This window comes from Robertmurraya sp. FSL W8-0741 (genome assembly GCF_038004005.1).
GTDB classification, from domain to species: domain Bacteria; phylum Bacillota; class Bacilli; order Bacillales; family Cytobacillaceae; genus Robertmurraya; species Robertmurraya siralis.
The window spans coordinates 2,543,281-2,565,803 of the sequence record NZ_JBBOQG010000001.1; the positions used below are offsets into that span (position 1 = coordinate 2,543,281).

At 38.4% G+C, this 22,523-nt stretch carries 15 protein-coding genes and 1 riboswitch; of the genes, 8 read left to right on the forward strand and 7 right to left on the reverse strand.

Features of this window, described 5'->3' with window-relative positions; all coding sequences use genetic code 11:
• Positions 1 to 417: 417 nt before the first annotated feature.
• The 3 genes from NST02_RS12340 (at position 418) to NST02_RS12350 (ending at position 5,941) form a co-directional block, all read left to right on the forward strand.
• Positions 418 to 3,111, forward strand: a complete 2,694-nt coding sequence (locus NST02_RS12340) for a response regulator (RefSeq protein WP_137743074.1) — start codon at positions 418 to 420, stop codon at positions 3,109 to 3,111.
• Between the two features lie 68 nt (positions 3,112 to 3,179).
• A complete protein-coding gene (locus NST02_RS12345) occupies positions 3,180 to 3,995 on the forward strand; it encodes a CheR family methyltransferase (protein WP_235879419.1) in 816 nt (271 codons plus the stop codon).
• 5 nt (positions 3,996 to 4,000) lie between these two features.
• Positions 4,001 to 5,941: a PAS domain S-box protein gene (locus NST02_RS12350; protein ID WP_340949085.1), complete on the forward strand. Its 1,941-nt coding sequence runs from the start codon at positions 4,001 to 4,003 to the stop codon at positions 5,939 to 5,941.
• Between the two features lie 63 nt (positions 5,942 to 6,004).
• Here the strand turns inward: NST02_RS12350 and NST02_RS12355 are convergent.
• The 6 genes from NST02_RS12355 to NST02_RS12380 form a co-directional block, all read right to left on the reverse strand.
• A protein-coding gene (locus NST02_RS12355) for an IS3 family transposase (protein ID WP_340949086.1) occupies positions 6,005 to 7,374 on the reverse strand; the annotation gives its coding sequence in 2 pieces (ribosomal slippage) (positions 6,005 to 6,909 and positions 6,909 to 7,374; 1,371 coding nt in all).
• 97 nt (positions 7,375 to 7,471) lie between these two features.
• Positions 7,472 to 10,912, reverse strand: a complete 3,441-nt coding sequence (gene metH / locus NST02_RS12360; RefSeq protein WP_137744806.1) for a methionine synthase — start codon at positions 10,910 to 10,912, stop codon at positions 7,472 to 7,474.
• Positions 10,890 to 12,755, reverse strand: a complete 1,866-nt coding sequence (locus tag NST02_RS12365; RefSeq protein WP_340949088.1) for a bifunctional homocysteine S-methyltransferase/methylenetetrahydrofolate reductase — start codon at positions 12,753 to 12,755, stop codon at positions 10,890 to 10,892. The genes metH and NST02_RS12365 overlap by 23 nt, the downstream gene beginning before the upstream one ends.
• 15 nt (positions 12,756 to 12,770) lie before the next feature.
• The gene (gene metC / locus NST02_RS12370; RefSeq protein ID WP_095306233.1) at positions 12,771 to 13,943 is read right to left on the reverse strand and encodes a cystathionine beta-lyase; all 1,173 of its coding nucleotides are present in this window, start codon (positions 13,941 to 13,943) and stop codon (positions 12,771 to 12,773) included.
• Positions 13,940 to 15,052, reverse strand: coding sequence for a methionine biosynthesis PLP-dependent protein (locus tag NST02_RS12375; protein ID WP_095306232.1), 1,113 nt, complete (start codon positions 15,050 to 15,052; stop codon positions 13,940 to 13,942). The genes metC and NST02_RS12375 overlap by 4 nt, the downstream gene beginning before the upstream one ends.
• A 261-nt stretch (positions 15,053 to 15,313) precedes the next feature.
• Positions 15,314 to 15,426: riboswitch (SAM riboswitch) on the reverse strand.
• Between the two features lie 214 nt (positions 15,427 to 15,640).
• A complete protein-coding gene (locus NST02_RS12380; RefSeq protein WP_095306231.1) occupies positions 15,641 to 15,823 on the reverse strand; it encodes an H-type small acid-soluble spore protein in 183 nt (60 codons plus the stop codon).
• Between the two features lie 299 nt (positions 15,824 to 16,122).
• Here NST02_RS12380 and NST02_RS12385 point away from each other — a divergent pair, with 299 nt between their 5' ends.
• Positions 16,123 to 18,948 (forward strand): 2-oxoglutarate dehydrogenase E1 component, encoded by a 2,826-nt coding sequence (locus NST02_RS12385; RefSeq protein ID WP_340949090.1) that lies wholly within the window; start codon positions 16,123 to 16,125, stop codon positions 18,946 to 18,948.
• A 17-nt stretch (positions 18,949 to 18,965) separates the two neighbouring features.
• The gene (gene odhB / locus NST02_RS12390; protein ID WP_095306229.1) at positions 18,966 to 20,183 is read left to right on the forward strand and encodes a 2-oxoglutarate dehydrogenase complex dihydrolipoyllysine-residue succinyltransferase; all 1,218 of its coding nucleotides are present in this window, start codon (positions 18,966 to 18,968) and stop codon (positions 20,181 to 20,183) included.
• 80 nt (positions 20,184 to 20,263) lie between these two features.
• Here the strand turns inward: odhB and sda are convergent, their stop codons facing one another.
• Complete coding sequence (gene sda / locus NST02_RS12395) at positions 20,264 to 20,395, reverse strand: sporulation histidine kinase inhibitor Sda (protein ID WP_095306228.1); 132 nt, start codon at positions 20,393 to 20,395, stop codon at positions 20,264 to 20,266.
• A gap of 444 nt (positions 20,396 to 20,839) precedes the next feature.
• Between sda and NST02_RS12400 the strand changes: the two genes are divergently transcribed.
• The 3 genes from NST02_RS12400 (at position 20,840) to NST02_RS12410 (ending at position 22,327) form a co-directional block, all read left to right on the forward strand.
• Complete coding sequence (locus NST02_RS12400; RefSeq protein WP_340949092.1) at positions 20,840 to 21,688, forward strand: gamma-glutamylcyclotransferase; 849 nt, start codon at positions 20,840 to 20,842, stop codon at positions 21,686 to 21,688.
• Between the two features lie 80 nt (positions 21,689 to 21,768).
• Positions 21,769 to 21,960 (forward strand): hypothetical protein, encoded by a 192-nt coding sequence (locus NST02_RS12405; RefSeq protein ID WP_095306226.1) that lies wholly within the window; start codon positions 21,769 to 21,771, stop codon positions 21,958 to 21,960.
• Between the two features lie 157 nt (positions 21,961 to 22,117).
• Positions 22,118 to 22,327 (forward strand): DUF6501 family protein, encoded by a 210-nt coding sequence (locus NST02_RS12410; RefSeq protein WP_095306225.1) that lies wholly within the window; start codon positions 22,118 to 22,120, stop codon positions 22,325 to 22,327.
• The last annotated feature ends 196 nt before the right edge of the window (positions 22,328 to 22,523 follow it).

Below are 22,523 nucleotides of genomic sequence, written 5' to 3' on the forward strand. Positions count from 1 at the left end.
CACGGCTATCTTTAAATGCGACATCCTCAATTTTTCTCATATTTCCACCCTTTGAGCATCTAGTTAATAAATCGGCTGTTGCTGAGCATGTTTTGTGAGTACACGTCTCTTTTTAACTCATGCAAGTTAACCTTAAGAAAGAATAAACGGATCGTAAAAAAAATCCGCTTTGCCAAGTCAAAAAGGAAGAGCAAGCTTGTCTGTTTCCCTCTTCTCAATGCAACAAAGCCGAAATGGGCTTAGATGGACAAAGGGGATTTATGAAAAAACTGCATACAAAATTCAGCAAATTTATATAAAATAGAAGTCATAGTGGGTTTACTTTTAAATAAAGAGGGAAAATAGTAAAATTGATGATTTATATGTCATGCAATGGAGAAATTAGAGAAAAACAATAAATAAAAGGGGTAGCTTTGGATGAAATATACAACAAGATTATATGTTGGCTTTGGATTAATGATTTTATTGGTAACTGTCATGATTGCACTTATTGTCGGAATTCTCAATCATCAAAATCAAGATATACATAATTTAGTTGAGGATAGGTATGAAAAAATAAAATTACTTAATCATATTCGTTCAAGTACGAAGAACATTGATAATGAATTAACGATTTTACTTCAGAGTGCTGATAAAGATAAAGAGGAAAAAGTCTTAAGCATTCGTGAAGCAATGATTGGGATTGATGATGATATTGCAGTATTGAAGGATATCATCAAGGCGCAAGAAGCAAAAGCGCTATTAAATACGCTGATTTCTCAAGTAGATTCGTATGAAAAAACAGTTGAGGAGAGTCTTTCACGAGTATTATATAATGGCACCAATGCGGTTTTTGGGATCGATTCAATGGCTAGTGAGCAATATGGACAAATTGTCACAGTTATTGATGAGTTGATTTCCATTCAGGAAGGGATTATGGAAGACACATTGGACAATTCGAAAGCCACTTATGATCTCTTTATCAAAATAAGCATCTCGTCTATTATGATTGCACTGATTTTTGGTTATGTTGTTTCCAAGTGGGTCATTCGCGATATTAAAACCCGCTTTCGCAGTATAAGGGATGTGATGAAAAGTATTCAATATGGATCGGAAAATCTACCAAGACTGAAATTGACTGGAAAAGATGAAATCGGAGAAATTGCTTTGGCATATAATGAAATGGCGCAAGCGCTAGAGGATCATGAACGTATGGAAAGAGAATATACCGAAGAGATTGAAGAACAAAATTGGCTCGCAAAGCAACTTGCTGACCTTTCCATGTTATCACAGGAGATACTCGATATTTTAAAGCTGGGCGATACATATCTTCAGGAAATTGTTCCGATGGTAGATGCTACATACGGTTCCCTGTACATTGTGAAGGACGAACAATCCTTACGATATTTGACCCAGGTTTCGTCTTATGCAGGTGCGGAAAATATAGAATTTGAAGGCAAGGAAAAAATTAAGTGGGGAGAAGGGTTAGTTGGTCAATGTGCTAAAGATGGAAAAATCAAACAGCTTTTTCATATTCCAGATAATTACATTTCTATTTCCTCAAGCATTGGTGAAGCAAAGCCGAATGCAATTATGATTGTACCCATTCATCTTGATGGGGAGGTTGTCGGGGTAATGGAGCTGGCAACGCTGACCGAATTTACACCTTTGCAGGAAAAATTGCTTATGGAGGCTACAAAGCAGCTTGGAATCACCATTTATCGAATTAATCAACAAATGCAGGTGCGAAATTTGTTAGAAGAGGCACAGACACTCAATGAAGAATTACAGAGTCAATCTGAAGAACTGCAGCTTCAGCAAGAGGAGCTGCGGACAATGAATGAAGAGCTGGAGGCTCAATATAGACATTCAGAGCAAAAAACAAAGGATTTGGAAAATACAAAACTGGAGTTGGAAGAACGAACAAAGCAGCTTCAATTAAGCTCTAAATATAAATCAGAATTTTTGGCGAATATGTCTCATGAATTAAGAACTCCTTTAAATAGCTTGCTTATTCTTGCGCAAATATTACTCGAGAATAAAGAAGAAAATTTAACTGTCAAGCAAAAAGAGTATGTTAGTACGATATATGCAGCAGGGAAAGATTTGCTGAATTTAATTAACGATATTCTCGATTTAACGAAAATCGAAGCCGGGAAATTAGACGTTCATGAAATTGAAATGAATATGAGTGAATTGGAACAATCTTTAATTAAACAATTTGAACCGCTTGCCGTAAAGAAAGGCATTCAATTCAAGATCGATATTGAAGCTGGAATTCCAAGATTTTTATATACGGATGAGCAAAAGGTTTATCAAATCTTGAAAAATCTTCTTTCCAACGCGATTAAATTTACTGAACGAGGCTTTGTAAAGCTGGAGGTAAAAAAGCATGCTGGAAGTTGGGGAGAAACGTATGTCATGTTTAAAGTATCCGATACTGGAATTGGCATCTCAAAACAGAATCAACAGCTTATTTTTGAAGCCTTTCAACAAGCGGACGGAACTACGAGTCGCAAGTATGGCGGCACAGGGTTAGGGTTGTCGATAAGCCGTGAGCTGGCAGCCCTATTGAATGGATACATAACTGTTACTAGTCAAGAGGGGAATGGTAGTATATTTACCTTTTATCTACCAATCTCAAATTTACCAGAAAAACTTATTAGCGAACAAGAAGCTGCGGTTACTGTCGAAGAAGTATACCCCCAATTAATTGCAGATCCAACTCTTTTAACCGAATCTGTACAGGATCAATATCTTGTAGGAAAAAAGGTTCTTGTTGTCGACGATGATATGAGAAACGTTTTTTCGCTTACAACAGCATTAGAGGCGGTTGGAATGAACGTTTCCTTTGCTGAAAATGGGAGAGACGGGATTCAATATCTTCAGGAACACGACGATGTCGATATTGTGTTAATGGATATTATGATGCCTGAGATGGACGGATATGAGGCGATGAGCAAGATTCGTAAAGATGCGCGCTTTGTTGATTTGCCAATTGTCGCATTAACCGCCAAGGCGATGAGTCATGATCGCAAGAAATGTATTGATGCTGGGGCGTCCGACTATATTACGAAACCGGTTAATTTAGAGCAGCTATATTCATTATTAAAGGTATGGCTTTATAAATAAAATTATCGTCTAAAGCTTAGACGTTGAAGTGAAAGGTAGATAAAATGAATGTTCAGCAGAGTAGCAAAATGGAAACTATTGAAATTAAACTCTTGCTTGAAGGAATCTATCAATGTTACGGGCTTGATTTTAGAGATTATGCAATGACTTCAATTAGGAGAAGAATTTTATACCGCATGAAAGTAGAGAAAATAGCAACTGTGACTCAGCTGCTCGATCGGGTTCTCCATGATCCTAAAATGATGGAGAAGCTGTATTTTGATTTTTCCATTAATGTCTCGGAAATGTTTCGTGATCCTAGCTTTTTCTTGACGATGAGGAAAAAGATACTGCCTAAATTGGCTAAGTATCCACTTATCCGAATTTGGCATGCTGGATGTTCAACCGGTGAGGAAGTTTATTCAATGGCAATCCTTTTAAAGGAAGAAGGCCTTTTTGACAAGTCAAGAATTTATGCGACAGATATCAATGAAAGAGTGTTGGAGGCAGCGAAAAAAGGCGAATTCCCATTAAAAAAAATGCAGGATTATACGAATAATTATGTTAATTCCGGCGGGGTACAGGATTTCTCCGGTTATTATACAGTTCAAAAAGATTTTGCCAAATTTGATGCGAGTTTGTCGAAAAATATCACTTTCGCTCAACATAATTTGGTTACAGATGGTTCGTTTAATGAATTCCATATGATTATTTGCCGCAATGTCTTGATCTATTTTAATAGATCATTACAGGAACGTGTTCATTCTTTGTTTTTTCATAGTTTAAGCAACAATGGATTTTTGGGACTGGGGAGTCGCGAGGGGCTATTGAATAGAATGACAAATTTACAATATCAAGTGATCGATAATAAAGAAAAAATCTATCAAAAGGATACAGGGGTGTGAGAGTAATGGAGGATAGACGCGTCAATATCCTATTGGTTGATGATCGACCGGAAAATCTACTGGCTTTAAAAGCGGTGCTCGATTCGCCAGAGTATTGTCTCATCCAGGCAAATTCGGGTATGGAGGCATTGAAATGGGTGCTTAAGAAAAAATTTGCTGTTATTCTGATGGATGTACAGATGCCTACGCTAAATGGATTTGAAACCGCAAAAATGATTCGTGAACGAGAGAAAACAAAGGATGTTCCAATAATTTTTATCACCGCTTTAAGTCAAACGATCGAGAATATTCTCTATGGATATTCCGTCGGAGCAATAGATTATATATTGAAGCCTGTCGATCCGATCATTTTAAAATGTAAGGTTGATGCCTTTGTTTCTATGTATTTACATAAGAAAAAAGTAATTGAACAAAGCGAATTGATTTCGAAAAGAACGAAAGAACTGGAAGCAGTGTCGATAGAACTTCGAAAAAAAGAGGCAATGGCTCGTGCAGTTGGCGAGACTTCTATTGATACAATTGTCTTCTTTAATGAAGAAGGTGAAATTCTTTCCGTAAATCCTGCTGTGACCATGATGTTTGGTTATTTAAGCAATGAATTAATTGGAGAACGGGTTGATGTGTTGTTTGAATTTTCAATTGACAATATCCCGAGAAGAGCAAATGTCGATACTGTTGGTTTAAAAAAGGATAATACATCTTTTCCAATTGAGGTCCATCTTGCAGATGCAGAAGTTGAAAATGAAAAAATATATGTATGTACGATTAGAGATATTACTGAAAGAAAGCAGCATTTTGCTCAGTTGGAGAGTTTAGTTGTCGAAAGGACAAAGGAACTCTATAAAATCAATAAAGATCTCCAACGAGAAATTGAAGAAAAGAAGGCAACTCTTAATCAGTTATATGAAAGTGAGGAAAAATATCGTTTACTTGTTGAAAAAGCCCCAGAAACGATTATAGTCAGAAAAGTTAAGAGTGATAAGATTACATTTATTAATGAGACAGGAGTAGAATTATTAAAAGCAAATTCAAAAGAAGAAATAGTCGGCATGAGCATCTATGATATTATTCACCCTTCCTATCATGAGCGCGCTAAAAAGGTCTATAAGGAAATTGAAGCTGGTTTACCGGTGTTGCCTTATGAAGAGAAATTTGTTTGTTTAAATGGTGACATTATTGATATTCAGGTAAAGATTATTCCATTTGTTTATGGCGGAGAGGAATCATTACATATTGTTATTCGTGATATTACAGAAATCAAAAGGAACCAGGAGTTTATCCAACAATCTGAGAAGTTAAATGTTGTTGGGGAGCTTGCCGCAGGAATCGCCCATGAAATACGCAACCCATTAACGAGTTTAAAAGGCTTTACTCAGTTGCTAAACCATCAATTTTCAACGGAAAGTGACTATGTTGAAATTATGATATCAGAAATTGAAAGAATTAATACGATTGTTGGGGAATTATTATTGCTGGCGAAGCCAACAGAAGATGAATTTAAACAAGTTTGTTTAGAGGAATTACTTGAAAATGTACGAATGTTAATGAGTGCTCAAGCCAATTTGCACGGTGTTGTAATCAACCATATAAACCAGCAAACCATACATAATCTTTTCTTTAATGGCGTTGAGAACAAAATAAAACAAGTATTTATAAATATTATCAAAAATGCGATCGAGGCAATGGGAAACGGTGGCAAGATTACTCTTGAAACAACAAGACTCGACTCCAAAGTTTTAATTGCTTTTCATGATACGGGTGCGGGTATCCCGGCACATCTTTTACATAAAATAGGAAATCCCTTTTACACAACGAAAGAGAAGGGAACGGGTCTCGGTTTAATGATCTCGAAAAGTATCATTGAAAGTCATGATGGTGAACTAAGAATTAATAGCATTGAAGGGAAAGGAACGACTGTGGAAGTTATTCTTCCCGTTTGCGAATAATTCAAATATAAGAAGCAAGTGGCGAGACTTTTGAACTGACCCAATAAAGTTAGACAAATATTTTTATGCAACTTTTAAGACTTGAGTTCGGTATTCCACCGGGCTTAGGTCTTTTAATTTTGCCTTCATTCGTTTGTGATTGTAATAGTATATATAGTCCGCTAACTCCCTTTCAAAATGCCCTATACTGTCAAACTCCTGTAAATAAAGGAGTTCGGACTTTAATAAGCCAAAGAAATTCTCTATGACTGCATTATCCAAACAATTCCCTTTTCGGGACATGCTCTGTGTAATCTGATGCTGTTCTAATGTTTTTTGATATTGATTCATTTGATAATGCCAACCTTGATCTGAATGGAGGATTACTTGATCTCCCGGTTGAATTCGTTCAATCGCCTGCTCTAACATATCTCCCACTAACTTATAAACAGGGCGTTTCATCACGGTATAAGCGATAATTTCACCATTACATAAATCAAGTACTGGAGAGAGATAGCGTTTCTCTCCAAAAAGGTGGAATTCTGTAACATCAGTTACCCATTTTTGGTTCATTTTTTTGGCAGAAAAATCACGATTTAATAGATTGGGGGCGATTTTCCCTACATTGCCTTTGTAAGATCGATACTTTTTCATTCGTACCAGACATTTTAGTCCCATTTCATTCATTAGGTGATTAATAGTTTTCGGATTATGATGAAATCCTCTTTTCTCTAGTTCTTTAGCTATTCGACGGTACCCATAACGACCTTTGTGTTCATGATAAATCTCTTTGATTGCCTCTTTAACTTCCCCATATTTATCTACTTGATGCAATCGTTTTTCCCAATAATAATACGTGCTACGTGGAATGTCTGCGACTTTAACTAATTCCACGACCTCATACTGCTCCTTTAGTTCAAAAATTACTTGCGCTTTGATTTTGTTTGTAATTTTTCCTGCATTTGAACTAAAGCATTCAACTTTTTTAAGTAGGCGTTCTCCATTTCTAATCGTTCCACTTTCACTTGTAATGCTTCTACTGTATCTTCCACTGCTGTTGAAGTATCTCTCTTTGTTCCACTTTTCTTTATTTCTTTCTTCATGGATAAACGCCCCTTTTTCTTTGGTTGTAGGGCATTTATTCCATCTTGCTTCAACTTTAATCTCCAATTTCGTATCATTCCCGGAGAAGAGATATTAAAAATCGCAGCTGTATCAATAGAAGATGTGCCCGTTTCGTTCATATAATTTAGTACATCCATTTTAAACGGAGTGGAATAACTTGTATAGTTTTTTTGAAAAGCTTCAATACCTTGATGTTCGTAAAGACGAATCCATCCACTCAAAATAGCTGCGTTTACCTGAACATCTCGTGCAATCTCATTGATAGGCTCATTCCCATATACATACCGTAAAACTATTTTTATTCTTTCTTCTGCAGTAAATTTGGACATAAAAAAACCCCCGTAAACGTCAGATTGTGTCTAACATTTACGGGGCAGTTCACTTTCTCCACTTGCTTTTTTGGTTATTCAGATAGAGAACAGCTTCTTATAAAACATTAAAATATCTTGCTTCTGGATGGGCAAAGACAATGGCCGTAACCGATGCCTCGGGCTCCATCATGAAACCATCTGTCAGTTCAATCCCGATATCCTGTGGTTGAAGAAGTTGAAAAAGCTTTGCTTGATCTTCTAAATCAGGACAAGCAGGGTAACCGAATGAAAAGCGTTGACCTTGATATTTTGCGGCAAATCGCTGCTGCATTGTCATGCTTGCAGGATCTGGGAACCCCCATGCATCTCTCATTTGTCGATGAATCAATTCGGCAAAGCCCTCAGCAGATTCAAGTGCTAACGCCTGTAAGGCATGGGATTCTAGAAATCTTCCTGCACCTTTCAGTTTCTCTGCTTGTTCGCGAATTCCTCTTCCGGCTGTGACGGCGAAAAATCCAACGTAATCAATCTCCCCGCTATCCACTGATTTGATATAATCAGCAAGGCATAAATAAGCACCTTTCTGCTGACGGGGGAAATCAAATGTTTCGATTATACGTTCGCGATTAGTTGAGTCATAAATATAGATTTTATTGCCATCAGATTGGGCTGGGAAAAATTGATAAACAGCTCTAGGTTTAATCCAACCATTTTTCTTCGCTTCGTAAATAAGTTGATTAACTGTATCATTTACCTTGTGCGCTTTTTCATCATTGCCAGCCAATAACTTATCAATTTTTCCTTTTACTCCGAGGTGATGGCCAAGTAACATTTGCCTATTGATATATGGTTCAATATGGTCTAAAGTATAGCTCTTCAATAAATGTCTTTCCAGATCACGCGGAATATGAACAGGGACAGTTGTTGACACTTTCATTTTTTCCATAACGGCTGTTGTAACAGGGCGTTCGAATGTAAGAGTATTGGTCGCCTCTAAAATCTTTTCTTTCTTTTTCTCTAACAGCAGTAGCTTTTCTTCTTGATTTTGTATTTGATTAGCTAAAGATAAACCATTCATCGCATCTTTTGCATAAAGCACAAGACCATCATACTCTTTCGAGATCTTTGTATCGGTGAACTTTCTTGAAAGAGCTGCACCACCGACTAAGATCGGTATATTGATCCCAGCCTGTTTTAGATCATGGGCTGTTATGACCATTTGTTGAGCAGACTTTACTAATAGGCCGGACAAGCCGACTATATCGGGTTCCTCCTTTTTTACCGCTTCGATTAATGTCGAGGGTGCTACCTTAATTCCTAAGTCGATAACCTCGTAGCCGTTATTGCTCAAGATGATGTCGACTAAATTTTTACCAATATCATGAACGTCTCCTTTAACGGTCGCCAAGATAATTTTTCCTTTATTTGAGCTTGTATCATTTTTTTCCATAAAAGGTTCTAGGTAAGATACTGCTGCTTTCATCACCTCGGCACTTTGCAAAACCTCGGCGACAATTAATTCATTATTGTTGAAGAGGCGGCCAACCTCTTTCATTCCATCCATTAAAGGTCCATTGATGATTTCTAACGGTGTTGGGAATGTTTTTAAGGCATTATCTAAATCTTTAAGCAATCCTTCCTTAGTACCTTCAATTACATAGTATGCCAATCTTTTATCAAGGGGCATATTTGGAGTCGAGCTCCTGATTTCTTTTTTCTTATCTCGATAGAACTCTGTAAAGGTAGCTAAAGATTCATTTGTCGTCTCAAATAACAGTCTTTCCGCAAGTGCGACTTCATCCTTTGAAATCGAGGCAAAGCGTTCAAGCTTTTCCGTGTTAACGATCGCGTAATCAAGACCGGCCTGTGTGCAATGATAGAGAAAAACAGAATTTAAAATTTCTCTCCCGACTGGGGGTAAACCGAAAGAAACGTTGCTGATTCCTAAGATCGTTAATGCTTTAGGGAATTCTTCTTTAATCATGCGTATTCCTTCAATTGTTGCCTTAGCAGAACCTATATATTGCTCATCACCTGTACCTACAGGGAAGACAAGGGGGTCAAAAATAATATCCTGTGGTGCGATTTTATATTTGTGGACAAGAAGCTCGTAAGAACGTTTAGCAATTTCAAGCTTCCGTTCCGCTGATACCCCCATTCCTTTTTCATCTATCGTTCCGACGACAACTGCTGCTCCAAACCGATGGACAAGCCTTGCGACCGATTCAAAGCGCTCCTCGCCATCTTCTAAGTTAATGGAGTTGATTATTGCTTTACCTTGGGAATAGGCAAGGGCTTTTTCAATGACTTTATCATCTGTTGAATCAATGACAAGCGGTGCCTTAATTTTTTTTGTTACTTCTTTTAAAAAGTTTTCCATATCCTCAAGCTCATTACGATCCGGATCCGCTAAGCAAATGTCGATCACATGGGCCCCACCTTTAACTTGTGCTCGTGCGATTTCAGCAGCTTCCTCAAATTTTCCTTCAGAAATAAGGCGTTTAAATTTCCGCGAGCCGATGACATTTGTCCTTTCCCCAACCATAATAGGACGGAGGGTAGGATCGTCATAAATAAAGGGTTCAATCCCTGATACCATATGATAGTCCGTGCGGGCTGGCCTCCTAGGTTCATGACGCGTCATTTCTTCAGCAATTGCCTTAATATGTTCAGGTGTTGTGCCACAGCAGCCCCCGACTATATTTAACCAACCTTCTGCCGCAAATCCGCCTAGTTTTTTGGCAAGCGACGCTGGTGTTTCATGATAATTGCCATTTTCATCAGGTAGACCAGCATTAGGATAACAGCTTACTGCTGCAGTGGATAGCTGTGCAAGTGAGCGGATATGATCTTGCATAAATTCAGGTCCGGTTGCACAATTGAGTCCAACAGCGAGGGGGTTCATATGTTCAACAGAGATGTAAAATGCTTCGATTGACTGTCCTGCCAGAGTTGTCCCCATCGGCTCGATTGTCCCAGACAGAATGAGCGGTAACTCAATATGCCGCTTCTTAAATGCTTCTTGGATGCCTAGAAAGCCAGCCTTTACGTTTAGAAGATCTTGGCTTGTTTCAAGTAAAAGAATATCCACATTGCCATCGATGAGGCCGAGCGCTTGCTCTTCATATGATTTTTGCAGTTTTTCAAATGATGTTCCGCCAGTAACTGATAGTGTTTTAGTTGTCGGTCCCATTGAACCTGCGACAAACCTTGGCCAATCGGGGGTCGCTATTTTGTCGGCTGCTTTTTTGGCGATGAGTGCAGCTTGTCTGTTTAGTTCATAAGCTTTATGTCCAAGCTCATACTCGTCTAGTACAATTTCAGTAGCTCCAAATGTATTCGTTTCAATAATATCTGCACCTGCTTGTAAATACTGAAGGTGAATCGATTCAATAACATCAGGACGGGTAATATTCAAAATTTCATTGCAGCCTTCAAACTCTTCACCACCAAAATCGTTTGCCGTCAATGAAGCCTGTTGCAGCATGGTTCCCATTGCTCCGTCCATGATGAGAATTTTTTTCGTTAATTGCTTATTGAGTAATGCTTTTGACATTTTGCTTCCTCCTCGATATCCTGTTGCTACTTTCGTTAGTATAGCGAGCAAGCTCAACAGTCAGTTCATAACGTAAAAAAGGTGTGATTAAATAAATCCCATTAAATAATTCTGTCGCTGCATTGATTAAATCTTTCGTGATTGCAACACCTTCACGAGCTGCTTCTACCGGATTATTCGCTAATGATGCCATTGTATCACGAATATTTTGCGAAATTTTGATTCCGGGTACTTCATTGTGAAGAAATTCAGCATTTCTGCTACTTGTTAATGGCATCAACCCTATATAAATAGGGGTGTCTAAATGTTTAGTTGCTTGATAAACCTCGATTAATTTTTCTTCTGAATAGATCGGCTGAGTAATAAAATAGTCAGCACCATATTGGATTTTCTTTTCCATCCGTTCTACTGCTTTTTCCAGTGAACGAACATTTGGATTGAATGCTGCAGCAACAGAAAAGGCTCCCTTTTGTCCCAAATCTTTCCCTGAACTTGATAAACCGTCGTTAAATTGTTTAATCATTTGTATTAATTCAAATGAAGAGACATCGTAAACGGAAGAGGCACCAGGGAAATCGCCAACTCGTGCTGGATCGCCGGTCACAGCAAGTACATCATGCAGTCCTAGTGTGTGAAGTCCCATTAAATGGGATTGCAAACCAATAATATTTCGATCACGACAGGTGATATGCACTAAAGGACGCATGCCAACCTTTGTTTTTGTTAAGTATGCAAGAGCAGAATTTTCAATTCGAGGTGAGGCAAGGGAGTTATCTGCCAGTGTAATGGCGTCAATGCCTGCAGCTTTTAATTCTTTTGCCCCTTGAAAAAATTTTTCCGTGTTGAGTTTGCGCGGCGGATCTAACTCAACGATAACCGATGCTCTTTCTTTGACGATCGTTTGCAGAGGCACCTCATTTCGAACGGCTGTTTGCACGATCTCAGTGGAGGATTGCTTTTTTTGTTTAATGATTTTTTCGGTTACCGGAGTAGCACCCTTCAATTCCTCTGCAAAAGCACGTATATGCGCAGGTGTTGTACCACAGCATCCTCCAAGCAATCGCACCCCTTGTTCCTGAAAAGCTTTTGCTGAACTTTTGAAGTAGTCTGCATCGCCTTCATAATGGAATTTGCCATCTGTATAAGTTGGAAGACTAGCATTTGGAAATGCAGATAGAAAAGCTTTGCTAGGAATCTGCACTTCTTCTAAACTTTTAATCATATGATGAGGGCCAATTCGGCAATTTAAACCAACAACATCTGCACCTAATCCTTCGAGTTTCGCAAAGGCATCGTTAATAGCTGTTTGATTTTGCATGACGCCTGGTTCTTGAACGGAAACCTGTGCAATGATTGGGAGGGCTGTTTCTTTTCTAGCAATGGTTAATACTGTTTCAATCTCTTCAAGATCGTAAAAGGTCTCAAGCAGGATTCCATCTACATCCTCTAGCAGCAGACAATAAAGTTGTTCTCGAAAGCTGCGCTTAATTTCCTCAAGGGAGAGCGCCTTTGGATTTACACCACGGTTTCCACCCATTGTGCCAAGGACATAAACATCTTTTTGCGCCACTTCTTTGGCAATTCTTACTGCAGCGCTATTTATTTCCTTAACAGAGTCTTCTAAACCATATCTTTGAAGTTTTAAAAAATTGGCTGCATACGTATTTGTTTGGATAATATCTGAACCAGCTTCAATATAAGCTTGATGGATTTTTGTGATTTCATCTGGGTGTGAAAGGTTTAATTCTTCGAAGCAGCTATCTGTCCCATAGGAGTATAGAAGGGTCCCCATAGCACCATCTGCAATGAGAATTTCACTTTTTAGTTTTTCTAGGAAACTCATATTCTTACTCCTTTTTTATTTAATTGGTGAATAGGCATAGGTTAATGCCGTAGTAAAATCATTAATTAAATCGTCCGCATGTTCTAAACCAACAGACAATCTTAGTAAACTATTGCTGATTCCCCTTTTTTCTCGTTCTGCTTTTGGCATCGCTCCATGCGACATCTTCGCGGGGTATGAAAGGATTGATTCCACTGCTCCCAGGCTAACTGCAAAAACGGGAATTCTAACATTTTCAACGAATTTTTTAGTCAGTTCTTCTGATTCAAGTTCAAAAGATAAAACAGCCCCCGCGTTTAAAGCTTGCTTTTTTTGCAATTCATATTGGGGATGCTCTTTTAAACCAGGATAATAAACATTCTTTACTGAATCGTGCTGGCGGAAAAAGTGTGCCAATTTAGTAGCTGTTTTGACCGATTGCTGTAATCGAACTGATAATGTCTTAAGACCGCGCATTACTAACCAACAGTCCTGAACGCCGAGTACAGCCCCGAAGGAATTTTGTAAAAAAGCAAGTCGATTTGCCAATTCTTCATCTCTTACAACAGCGACACCTGCAACCACATCACTGTGACCGGATAAAAATTTTGTAGCACTGTGGAGGACGACATCCGCCCCTAATTGCAAAGGCCTTTGTAAGGCAGGAGTTAGGAAAGTATTATCGACAAATGTATATGCCCCATGTTTTTTGGCGATCAGACTGATTGCTTTAATGTCTGTAACTTTTAACGTTGGATTTGAAGGAGTTTCGACATAAAATACTTTCGTATTTGCTTGAACAGCCTTCGTGACGGCATCGAGATCAGTCATATCGACAAATGTATACTCAATGCCAAAGCGTGAGAGAACCTCTGTTACCATGCGATAGGTTCCGCCGTATACATCCTCCGTCATGACGACATGGTCACCTTTGGATAGGAGGAGAAAGGCGGTTGAAATGGCAGCCATTCCAGAAGCAAATGCAAACCCACGAGTACCACCCTCTAAATGAGCTAATTGCTCCTCGAGAGCTTCCCGTGTAGGATTCAAGCTTCGACCGTAATCATACTTTCCGTAAGTGTCAAAGCTTGATTGATGGAAGGTTGAGGCATGCTGAATGGGGACGCTGACAGCTCCAGTTGTAAGATCAAATTTTGAGTTATTGTGAAGCAACTTCGTTTCAAAAGAGTAACAACAGTCTTCGTTCATCGTACTACCTCCTGTTTGGCTTTTATGAATGCTTGCTGTAAATCATTTTTTAAATCATTGCTATGCTCTAATCCGACTGAGAAGCGCAGTAAACAATTATCTACCCCTGTTTCAAATCGAATCTTTTCGGGAATATCTGCATGGGTCTGTGTAGCAGGATAGGTGATAAAACTTTCAGTTCCACCTAAGCTTTCAGCAAATGTGATTAATTGCAAGTTTTGCAAGAAAGGATTCACCCATGCTTCATGTTGAATTCGAAATGAAACCATTCCTCCTCGTCCTGGGTAAAGGACATTTGTTACGGCGTCATGTTCTAACAGAAAGCGGACAAGCTCTTTTGCATTTTGCTCATGTTTTTCCATTCTTAGGGCTAGCGTCTTCATTCCCCGCATTAACAGCCATGAATCGAAAGGGCTTAGAACTGAGCCATTGCCATTATGATAGAAAGCTAGAGACTCGCAAAGTTCTTTTCCTTTCGCGACAATCAATCCGGCCAAAACATCATTGTGTCCGCCTAAATATTTGGTGGCACTATGGATGACGATATCAGCACCATCTCTAATCGGTTTTTGAATATAAGGAGTGTAAAACGTATTGTCGACAATTACTAAAAGTTTGTTTTCTTTTGCTATTTTTGAAACTGCCTTGATATCGGTTTGTTCCATAAGGGGATTTGTAGGTGTCTCAATAAAGATAGCTTTTGTTTTTTCGGTAATATATTCCTGTATATTGGCAACATCGCTCGTATTCACATATGTTGCTTTAAGGCCCCATTTCTTAAAGTTCTCCTCAAGAATACGGTATGTACCGCCATATAAATCCTTTGCGACAATCCATTCGTCTCCTGATTGAAAGAGAGAAAGTACTGTCAAAATAGCCGCCATTCCAGAACTACAGGCGAACCCGCCATCACCTTCTTCAAGCTCGGCTATCGTCTGTTCTAAAATTTGTCTTGTTGGATTTCCAGTTCGGATATAATCGTAGCCGCTTGATTGACCAATTCCTTCATGACGATAGGCGGTAGAAAGATAAATAGGAGGATTTACTGTACCTGTTGTTTTTTCACTGCGATTTCCGATTTGCGCCAATTTTGTTTCGAGTTCATACATAAGATAACACTCCTTAAGTTCATAAAATTTGCTTGTAATATGTCTGTATGCATCTTAAACAAAGACTTTGTTAAACAGAATTGTTGATAAAGCGATTTTGGCTTATTTCTTGTGAAACTTTGATTCGCACGCCCTTTTATTTCTATTGAAAGGTCTTATGAGAGAGAAAATGAGCTGAAAATCAACTCCGGCATATAACAAAGCCAAACAAAAAAAGTCTTCTATAAGAAGAAGACTTTTCATAACGGATATGAGCCATTCTTCTTATCTTCCAAGTTTATTTACAAAACTTGCAGGAATTAGCACCTTGCAATAAATACTTGCAGGTTGCTGAGGTTTCATAGGGCCAGACCCTCAACCTCTCTTGATAAGAAATTAAATTCAATTTTCTAAAATTTACTACAATAAACCAATAAAGTCAATGAGAAATTATTTCAGAGTGTAGACAAAGTCAAAAATAAAAAAAATCAGTTAAAACGTTTGATTTCGAGGCGCGAAGCCTTGGGAGGAGCGGAGTTACCATAATAGGTAATGAGCACCGGACAAGACGAGCAACGAAGAAAGCGAGCGTTTGCGGGCAGCCTGATTTTATTCCTCTTCAATTAAGTTTAAGATTGGGACAGTCTGTTCATATTCAGGATTTTGCTTCGAATAAATTCTCGCTGTTTTTGTTTGTTCATCAACATGTTGGATGATCACTGGAAACCCTTCATATGTGACGTTATGAACTTCAGCACTTTCTGCTATTTCCTTTGCACGACCAATATTCACGCATCGTTCATCTCCTTGATTTATATTCATTCATAATTTGCCTATTGATGAGGAAATTTATCCAATGATGTAATAATTTAAACGGGTGTTAAAATTTTATTACAATAGGTAATTGCCTAGCAAAAGTTTTTACTGTTTGCACAGTTAAAACCTTTGTAGTTCTTACATGAACGTGTTAGAATAGCCTTGAAAACGTTATATCCTCTGAAAAATAATATTATTCTAACATTTGAGTTTATCAATGGAGGAGATAGAGGATAAAGTGATCAATTTCTTAAAAGATTTTGGAGGTATTTCACATGAGGAAGCCATCAGATGGTCAAGGACCAGTATGGCAAGGATTTCACGGACCGAATTTAGGATATGTCATAGAGATGTATGAAGCCTATTTAGAAAATCCTGATTCAGTGGACGAAGAGATAAAAGCATACTTCGCAGAAAATGGACCACCTACATTGGAAAAGAATGAGATTGCACATTCCGAATCTAATGTAATTCAAGTTAGCACACCGATTGAAAAAATATTAGCAGCAGCCAATCTCGCTGACAAAGTAAGAGGCTATGGCCATTTAGCAGCTGATATTTACCCCTTGAAAAATCAAGAACCTGATAAAGAATTAATCGAAATGGAGTATTACGGACTAACGAAACAAGATCTAGAGGAAATACCAGCTCATTTTATCTCAACGGATATTCCACACCATCTAAAAAATGGTTATGATGCAATTGAGTACTTGAAAAAGGTATACACCGGAAAAATTGCTTTTGAAATCCGACATGTTAATAATAATCAAGAGAAAATGTGGATTCGCAACAAAATTGAAAGTGGGAGTCTGCTTCCATCATTAACTGCTGATAAAAAGAAAAAAGTGCTGAAACGCTTAACAGAGGTCGAGGAGTTTGAAAAATTTATCCATAAAACCTTCGTTGGCCAAAAACGCTTTTCTATAGAGGGCCTGGATTCATTAGTTCCTTTAATCGATGAAATTATTTTGGAAACGGTTGAGAACGGTGCGTCAACAATTAATATTGGAATGGCTCATAGGGGGCGTTTGAACGTTCTTGCTCATAATTTAGGAAAGCCGTATGAAATGATTTTTGCAGAGTTTCAGCATGCACCAAATAAAGAATTAGTGCCTTCAGAAGGCTCGATTGGAATTAATTTTGGGTGGACAGGAGATGTAAAATATCATCTTGGTCTTAATCGTGAATTACCTGAAATGAATCAGCGCAAAGCGAGAATTACATTGGCGAATAATCCGAGCCATCTTGAATTTGTTGGAGCTGTAGTGGAAGGATTTACCCGTGCTGCCCAAGATAATCGTACAGACAAGGGGTATCCGAAAGAAGATTTAAGCTCGGCATTGGCTATTCTTGTCCATGGTGATGCCGCATTTCCTGGACAAGGAATTGTAGCTGAAACGTTAAATTTAAGCCGCTTAAAAGGATATCGTACGGGTGGTACGATTCATGTCATTGCCAATAACTTGATTGGTTTCACTACTGAGAGAACGGATTCTCGTTCCACGAGGTATTCGAGTGATTTAGCTAAAGGCTATGAAATGCCGATTTTACATGTTAATGCTGATTATCCAGAAGCGGTATTGGCCGCAGCACAATTTGCCTGTGAATATCGTGAAACGTTTAAAAAGGATGTTCTAATTGATCTCGTCGGCTATCGCAGGTTTGGCCATAATGAAATGGATGAACCGATGACGACAAATCCGTTAATGTACCAACTTATTCAAAAACACCCAACTGTGAAGAATCTATACGCACAAAAATTACTTCAGGAAGGTATTCTTACACAAGGCGAGCTTAAACAGCTCGAAAGTGAAGTAACTACTAGACTTCAGGAAGCATATGAAAAAGTGCCGGAAAAAGAGGAAAAAGAAGGAGATCCTAAACCACCTGAAACTGTGGAGAAAGGAATTTCTAGGATGAAAACAGGGGTTCCTCTTGAAAAGCTACAGAAAATGAATGAAGAGCTTTTACAATGGCCGGCAGGATTTCAAGTATTCAGCAAATTAAATAGAATTTTAAAGAGACGCCTAGATGCATTTAAAAATAATGGAAAAGTCGATTGGGGCTTAGCCGAGACGCTTGCTTTTGCCTCCATAATCGCTGATGGAACTCCTGTGCGCCTTTCAGGTCAGGATTCAGAGCGCGGTACATTTGCTCATCGAAATATCGTTTTATATGATCAGAATACAGGGGAAAAATTTTCTCCATTGCACCGCTTATCAGATGCGAAGGCTTCTTTTAGTGTCTATAACAGTCCGTTATCAGAAGGTTCCGTGCTAGGTTTTGAATACGGATACAATGTTTTTGCGCCTGAAACATTAGTTATATGGGAAGCGCAATTTGGCGATTTTTCTAATGCCGCACAAGTTATTTTTGACCAATTTATTTCATCAGGAAGGGCGAAGTGGGGTGAAAAATCGGGACTCGTTATCCTTCTTCCTCATGGATACGAGGGCCAAGGACCAGAGCATTCTAGTGCCCGTATGGAAAGATTTTTAACGCTGGCAGCGGAAAATAACTGGACAGTTGCTAACCTAACGTCTGCCGCACAATACTTTCATATTTTAAGAAGGCAGGCTGCAATTTTAAATAAAGAGGAGGTACGCCCTCTTGTCATCATGACGCCAAAAAGCTTGCTGCGAAACCCTAGAGTAGCATCGCATCCAAGTGCCCTGAGTAAAGGAGAATTCCATTCAATTATCGAGCATAAAGCGACTGGGCCAAAGGCTGATAAGATCGAGCGCGTAGTTTTGGGAACAGGGAAAATGATTATCAATCTTCTTGAACAGCTAGATACTGTAGAAAATACGGAATGGCTCCATGTGGTCAGTGTGGAAGAAATTTATCCTTTTCCAATGGAAAGTCTGAAAATGATTTTGGATAAATTTCCTAATTTAAAGGAAATTGTTTGGGTCCAAGAAGAACCGAAAAATATGGGAGCGTGGACATTTGTTGAACCCCGTATTAAAGAAATAGCGGCAAGCAATATTGAAGTGCACTATGTTGGGCGACGTCGCCGTTCAAGTCCGGCTGAGGGAGATCCTGATGTTCATAAGATGGAGCAAGCATGTATTATTGATAAAGTAATCACCCGTTTTTGAAGAAGGAGGAAATTAAGGTGGCGGAAATTCGAATTCCAGAGTTAGCAGAATCAATTACAGAAGGAACTGTAGCTGGATGGCTAAAAAAAGTGGGCGACAAAATTGAAAAAGGCGACTATTTAGTTGAATTAGAAACTGATAAGGTCAATGTTGAAATCATCTCTGACTACAGTGGGATCTTGACTGAAATGAAATATAATGAAGGGGATACTGTTAATGTCGGAGAAGTGATTGCTATCGTTTCAGAGGAGGGAAAGGAACCAGCTCCTGTCTCTGTTCAAGAAACGCACGTTGAAGAAAATATACAAGAGCAGCCAAATTCAGCATTAAAAGAAGAAAAGAAGGAACGCCCAATCGCATCCCCATCGGCACGGAAACTAGCAAGAGAAAAAGGCATTGATTTAAGTCAAGTTCCAACAGTTGATCCGTTAGGACGAGTACGTGCTCAAGATGTTCAAGGATTTCAACATGAACAACCGAGGGCTGCTACACCAGCACCGGTGCCTGCAGCAAGGCAAGAGATAGTGAGCGATGATAAGCCAGTGGAACGAATTCGCATGTCCCGCAGAAGACAAACGATCGCTAATCGCTTAGTGGAAGTACAGCATACAGCGGCTATGCTGACTACTTTTAACGAAGTTGATATGACAAATGTATTAAATTTACGCAAGCGCCGGAAAGATAAATTTTTGGAAGAAAATGATGTAAAGCTTGGTTTTATGTCATTTTTTACAAAAGCAGTCGTTGCCGCATTAAAGAAATCACCGCTATTGAACGCTGAAATACAAGGTGATGAAATTGTTCTGAAAAAGTTTTATGATATTGGAATTGCTGTCTCCGCTCCGGAAGGACTTGTTGTACCGGTCGTGCGCGACGCAGACCGAAAAAGTTTTGCGGAAATTGAGAAAGACATTTTAGCGCTTGCTGATAAGGCTCGTCAAAACAAACTTGCCCTTACCGATCTGCAAGGTGGTACCTTTACGATTACAAATGGTGGAGTGTTCGGTTCTTTGCTCTCCACACCAATCTTAAATGGACCACAGGTTGGAATTTTAGGCATGCATTCGGTTAAACTTCGTCCAGTTGCCATAGATGAGGAAAGGATGGAGAATCGTCCGATGATGTATATCGCCCTTTCTTATGACCATCGAATCGTCGATGGCAAAGAGGCGGTTACATTTTTAAAGCGAATTAAAGAACTTATCGAGGATCCTGAATCATTAATTTTTGAATAGGCATTATTCAAAAACAGCCACCGTTGCAAAATGTGCACGGTGGCTGTTTTTTGTTTCCAAAATATTATACATTATCATTCTTAATCCTTAAAAGGCTTTAGTCCACGTTTTCTAATTTCATCTTTCAAAATTTTTGCCCATTCCTTATCCTTTTCCGACTTCAATGCATCGCGATACGAGACGATTAACAATTCATTACTCATAATCTTCATTGTGCATACCTCCAGGTAAAAGGATTGTAAATCTATGTTTATTCATTGTAAAGGATCTTTGCTGCTTTGAAAAGACATTTCGCGAAATTTTCGAAAAATAATGTAGACTGAAATTTTTTCAACCTTTAGATGTAGCTCTGTTCGTTCTTACTCCCAATGTAGCGGAAGTAATGTAAAGATATGATGGATGTATAAGGGAGGATGGAGAAATGAATTATGATTATTATATCCGGACAGAGCTGGCGAAAATAAAAGTGATTGAACTTAGACAGACTTCATATAGGTATTCAATCTTAAAGAAAGAGCAGGGACGAAATCTTATCCAAAGCTTGATAGAGTTGTTCTGGAATTAATGGATTTGCTATAGCTATGAAAGACAAGCGGAATCTCTTCAGTTAAAATAGAGATGTCAGAAAAGTCTTGAAGTTGTAGGAGGTCGTTGAGATGAAGGTTTTTGTATACGGCACATTAAGGAAGCATGAAGGAAATCATGCGCTATTAAAAAGCGCTGTGCTTATTGCCCAACAAGCGTGGATATATGGAGAGCTATTTGATACTGGATATGGTTACCCAGCGATGAAACGCTCCGAACAAGGGAAGGTATATGGAGAATTATATGAAATCGATCAAGCGATTTTATCGAAATTGGATGATCTTGAAGAGTATAAGGCTGACAGGGAGGATAATTTATATGAGCGAGTGGAAGCACAAATCTTTACGGATAATGGAGAATATTCCGGCCTTGTCTACATAGAGAAAAAGGAAGGTTTAGGTAAAGAACTGATCCCACATGGAGATTGGAAATTATATCAACTGTTAAACAAAAAACCAGCTTCCATTTATTACTTTGCTTATGGATCTTGTATGGACGTCGAAAGGTTTGAGAAAGCACAAGTCGCTCACCTTTTTGAAAAAGTGGCAGGAGCTTGTAAACTGGAAGGCTATTCTATGAAATATTTATTTAGCGCAAATGATGGAGGACGGGCTGATATTATTGAAGATGGTGGTGTGACGGAAGGGATTTTATATGATATTCCTTTTCAAGGATTATACTATCTTTTTGATAGGGAAGGCTTTAATTTGGGGTGGTATCGGCCAACATTTGTTGATGTGAAAATGAGTGAAACACTGATTCCGGATGTTTTAACTTTTCATGTATATAAGAAACAACCAGAGTCGGCTCCGCCACTTCACTATGCAAAAGAAATTCTTCGCGGCTCTAAAGGGAGAGTGAGTCCAGGATATTATCAGAAATTGGAGGAAGAACTTGTCAGACTCGGATGTAAATTGTAATTTTTTCTGAGAAAAATGTTTCATGCAAGCATAAGGGTGGTAAAAAGGAGTAACACCATCTCAGAAAGAAGGTGCTCTTTATGAATACATTTATTGAGAATCGCTATTATGAAGTGGTCTACGAAAATAAATGTTATCAATTTCTTGAATTCATTAGACTAGATACAATTTGCGAAAAAACATATGTAACATTAAAAAATGTCCTTACAGGCGAATTTTTCACTTTTGATGAAGGTAAAATCATGAAAATACGAAAAAAGCTTACTCATTAAGGGTGTTTTTGTGTGAATTGAGCACAGTGTTCTTTTCTCTGTTTGTTTTTCTATTGAGCATTTGTTTTGAGAAAAGTATCTTCATTATCAAAAAGAGTTGCACCACTCAAAGTATATTTCTATAATAATGTAGGAATAAACAATGAAGGAGTATAGAATGAGACATCTAACTTGGAATAATTCGGAAACAATCAAAATGGTTAAGTGTATTCATACAAATGCTGAAAAGTATATTGTGAGTCGTGCGTTAACAGTCGGCCAATCTTATGAAGTTAAAAATGAAACAGAGGAATTTTACTTTATTGTCGACAATAGTGGAAAAGTTGGCGGATTTTATAAGGATTATTTTGAGGAGATTCATAAGTAAGGTTGTTATTTTATATGGAAGCCGATATCCTTCTGGGACCAATAAAAATAACAAATAAAATGCCCATTAAATTGCACATAAAAAACTGCGCTTTTATAAAAAATCGCAGTTTTTTGTTGACTTTTTGCTCATGTTCTCTCCGATCATTTCATGGAATCGGAGGACCTTTCCGCCATGCTGAAAGACGTTGAAACCA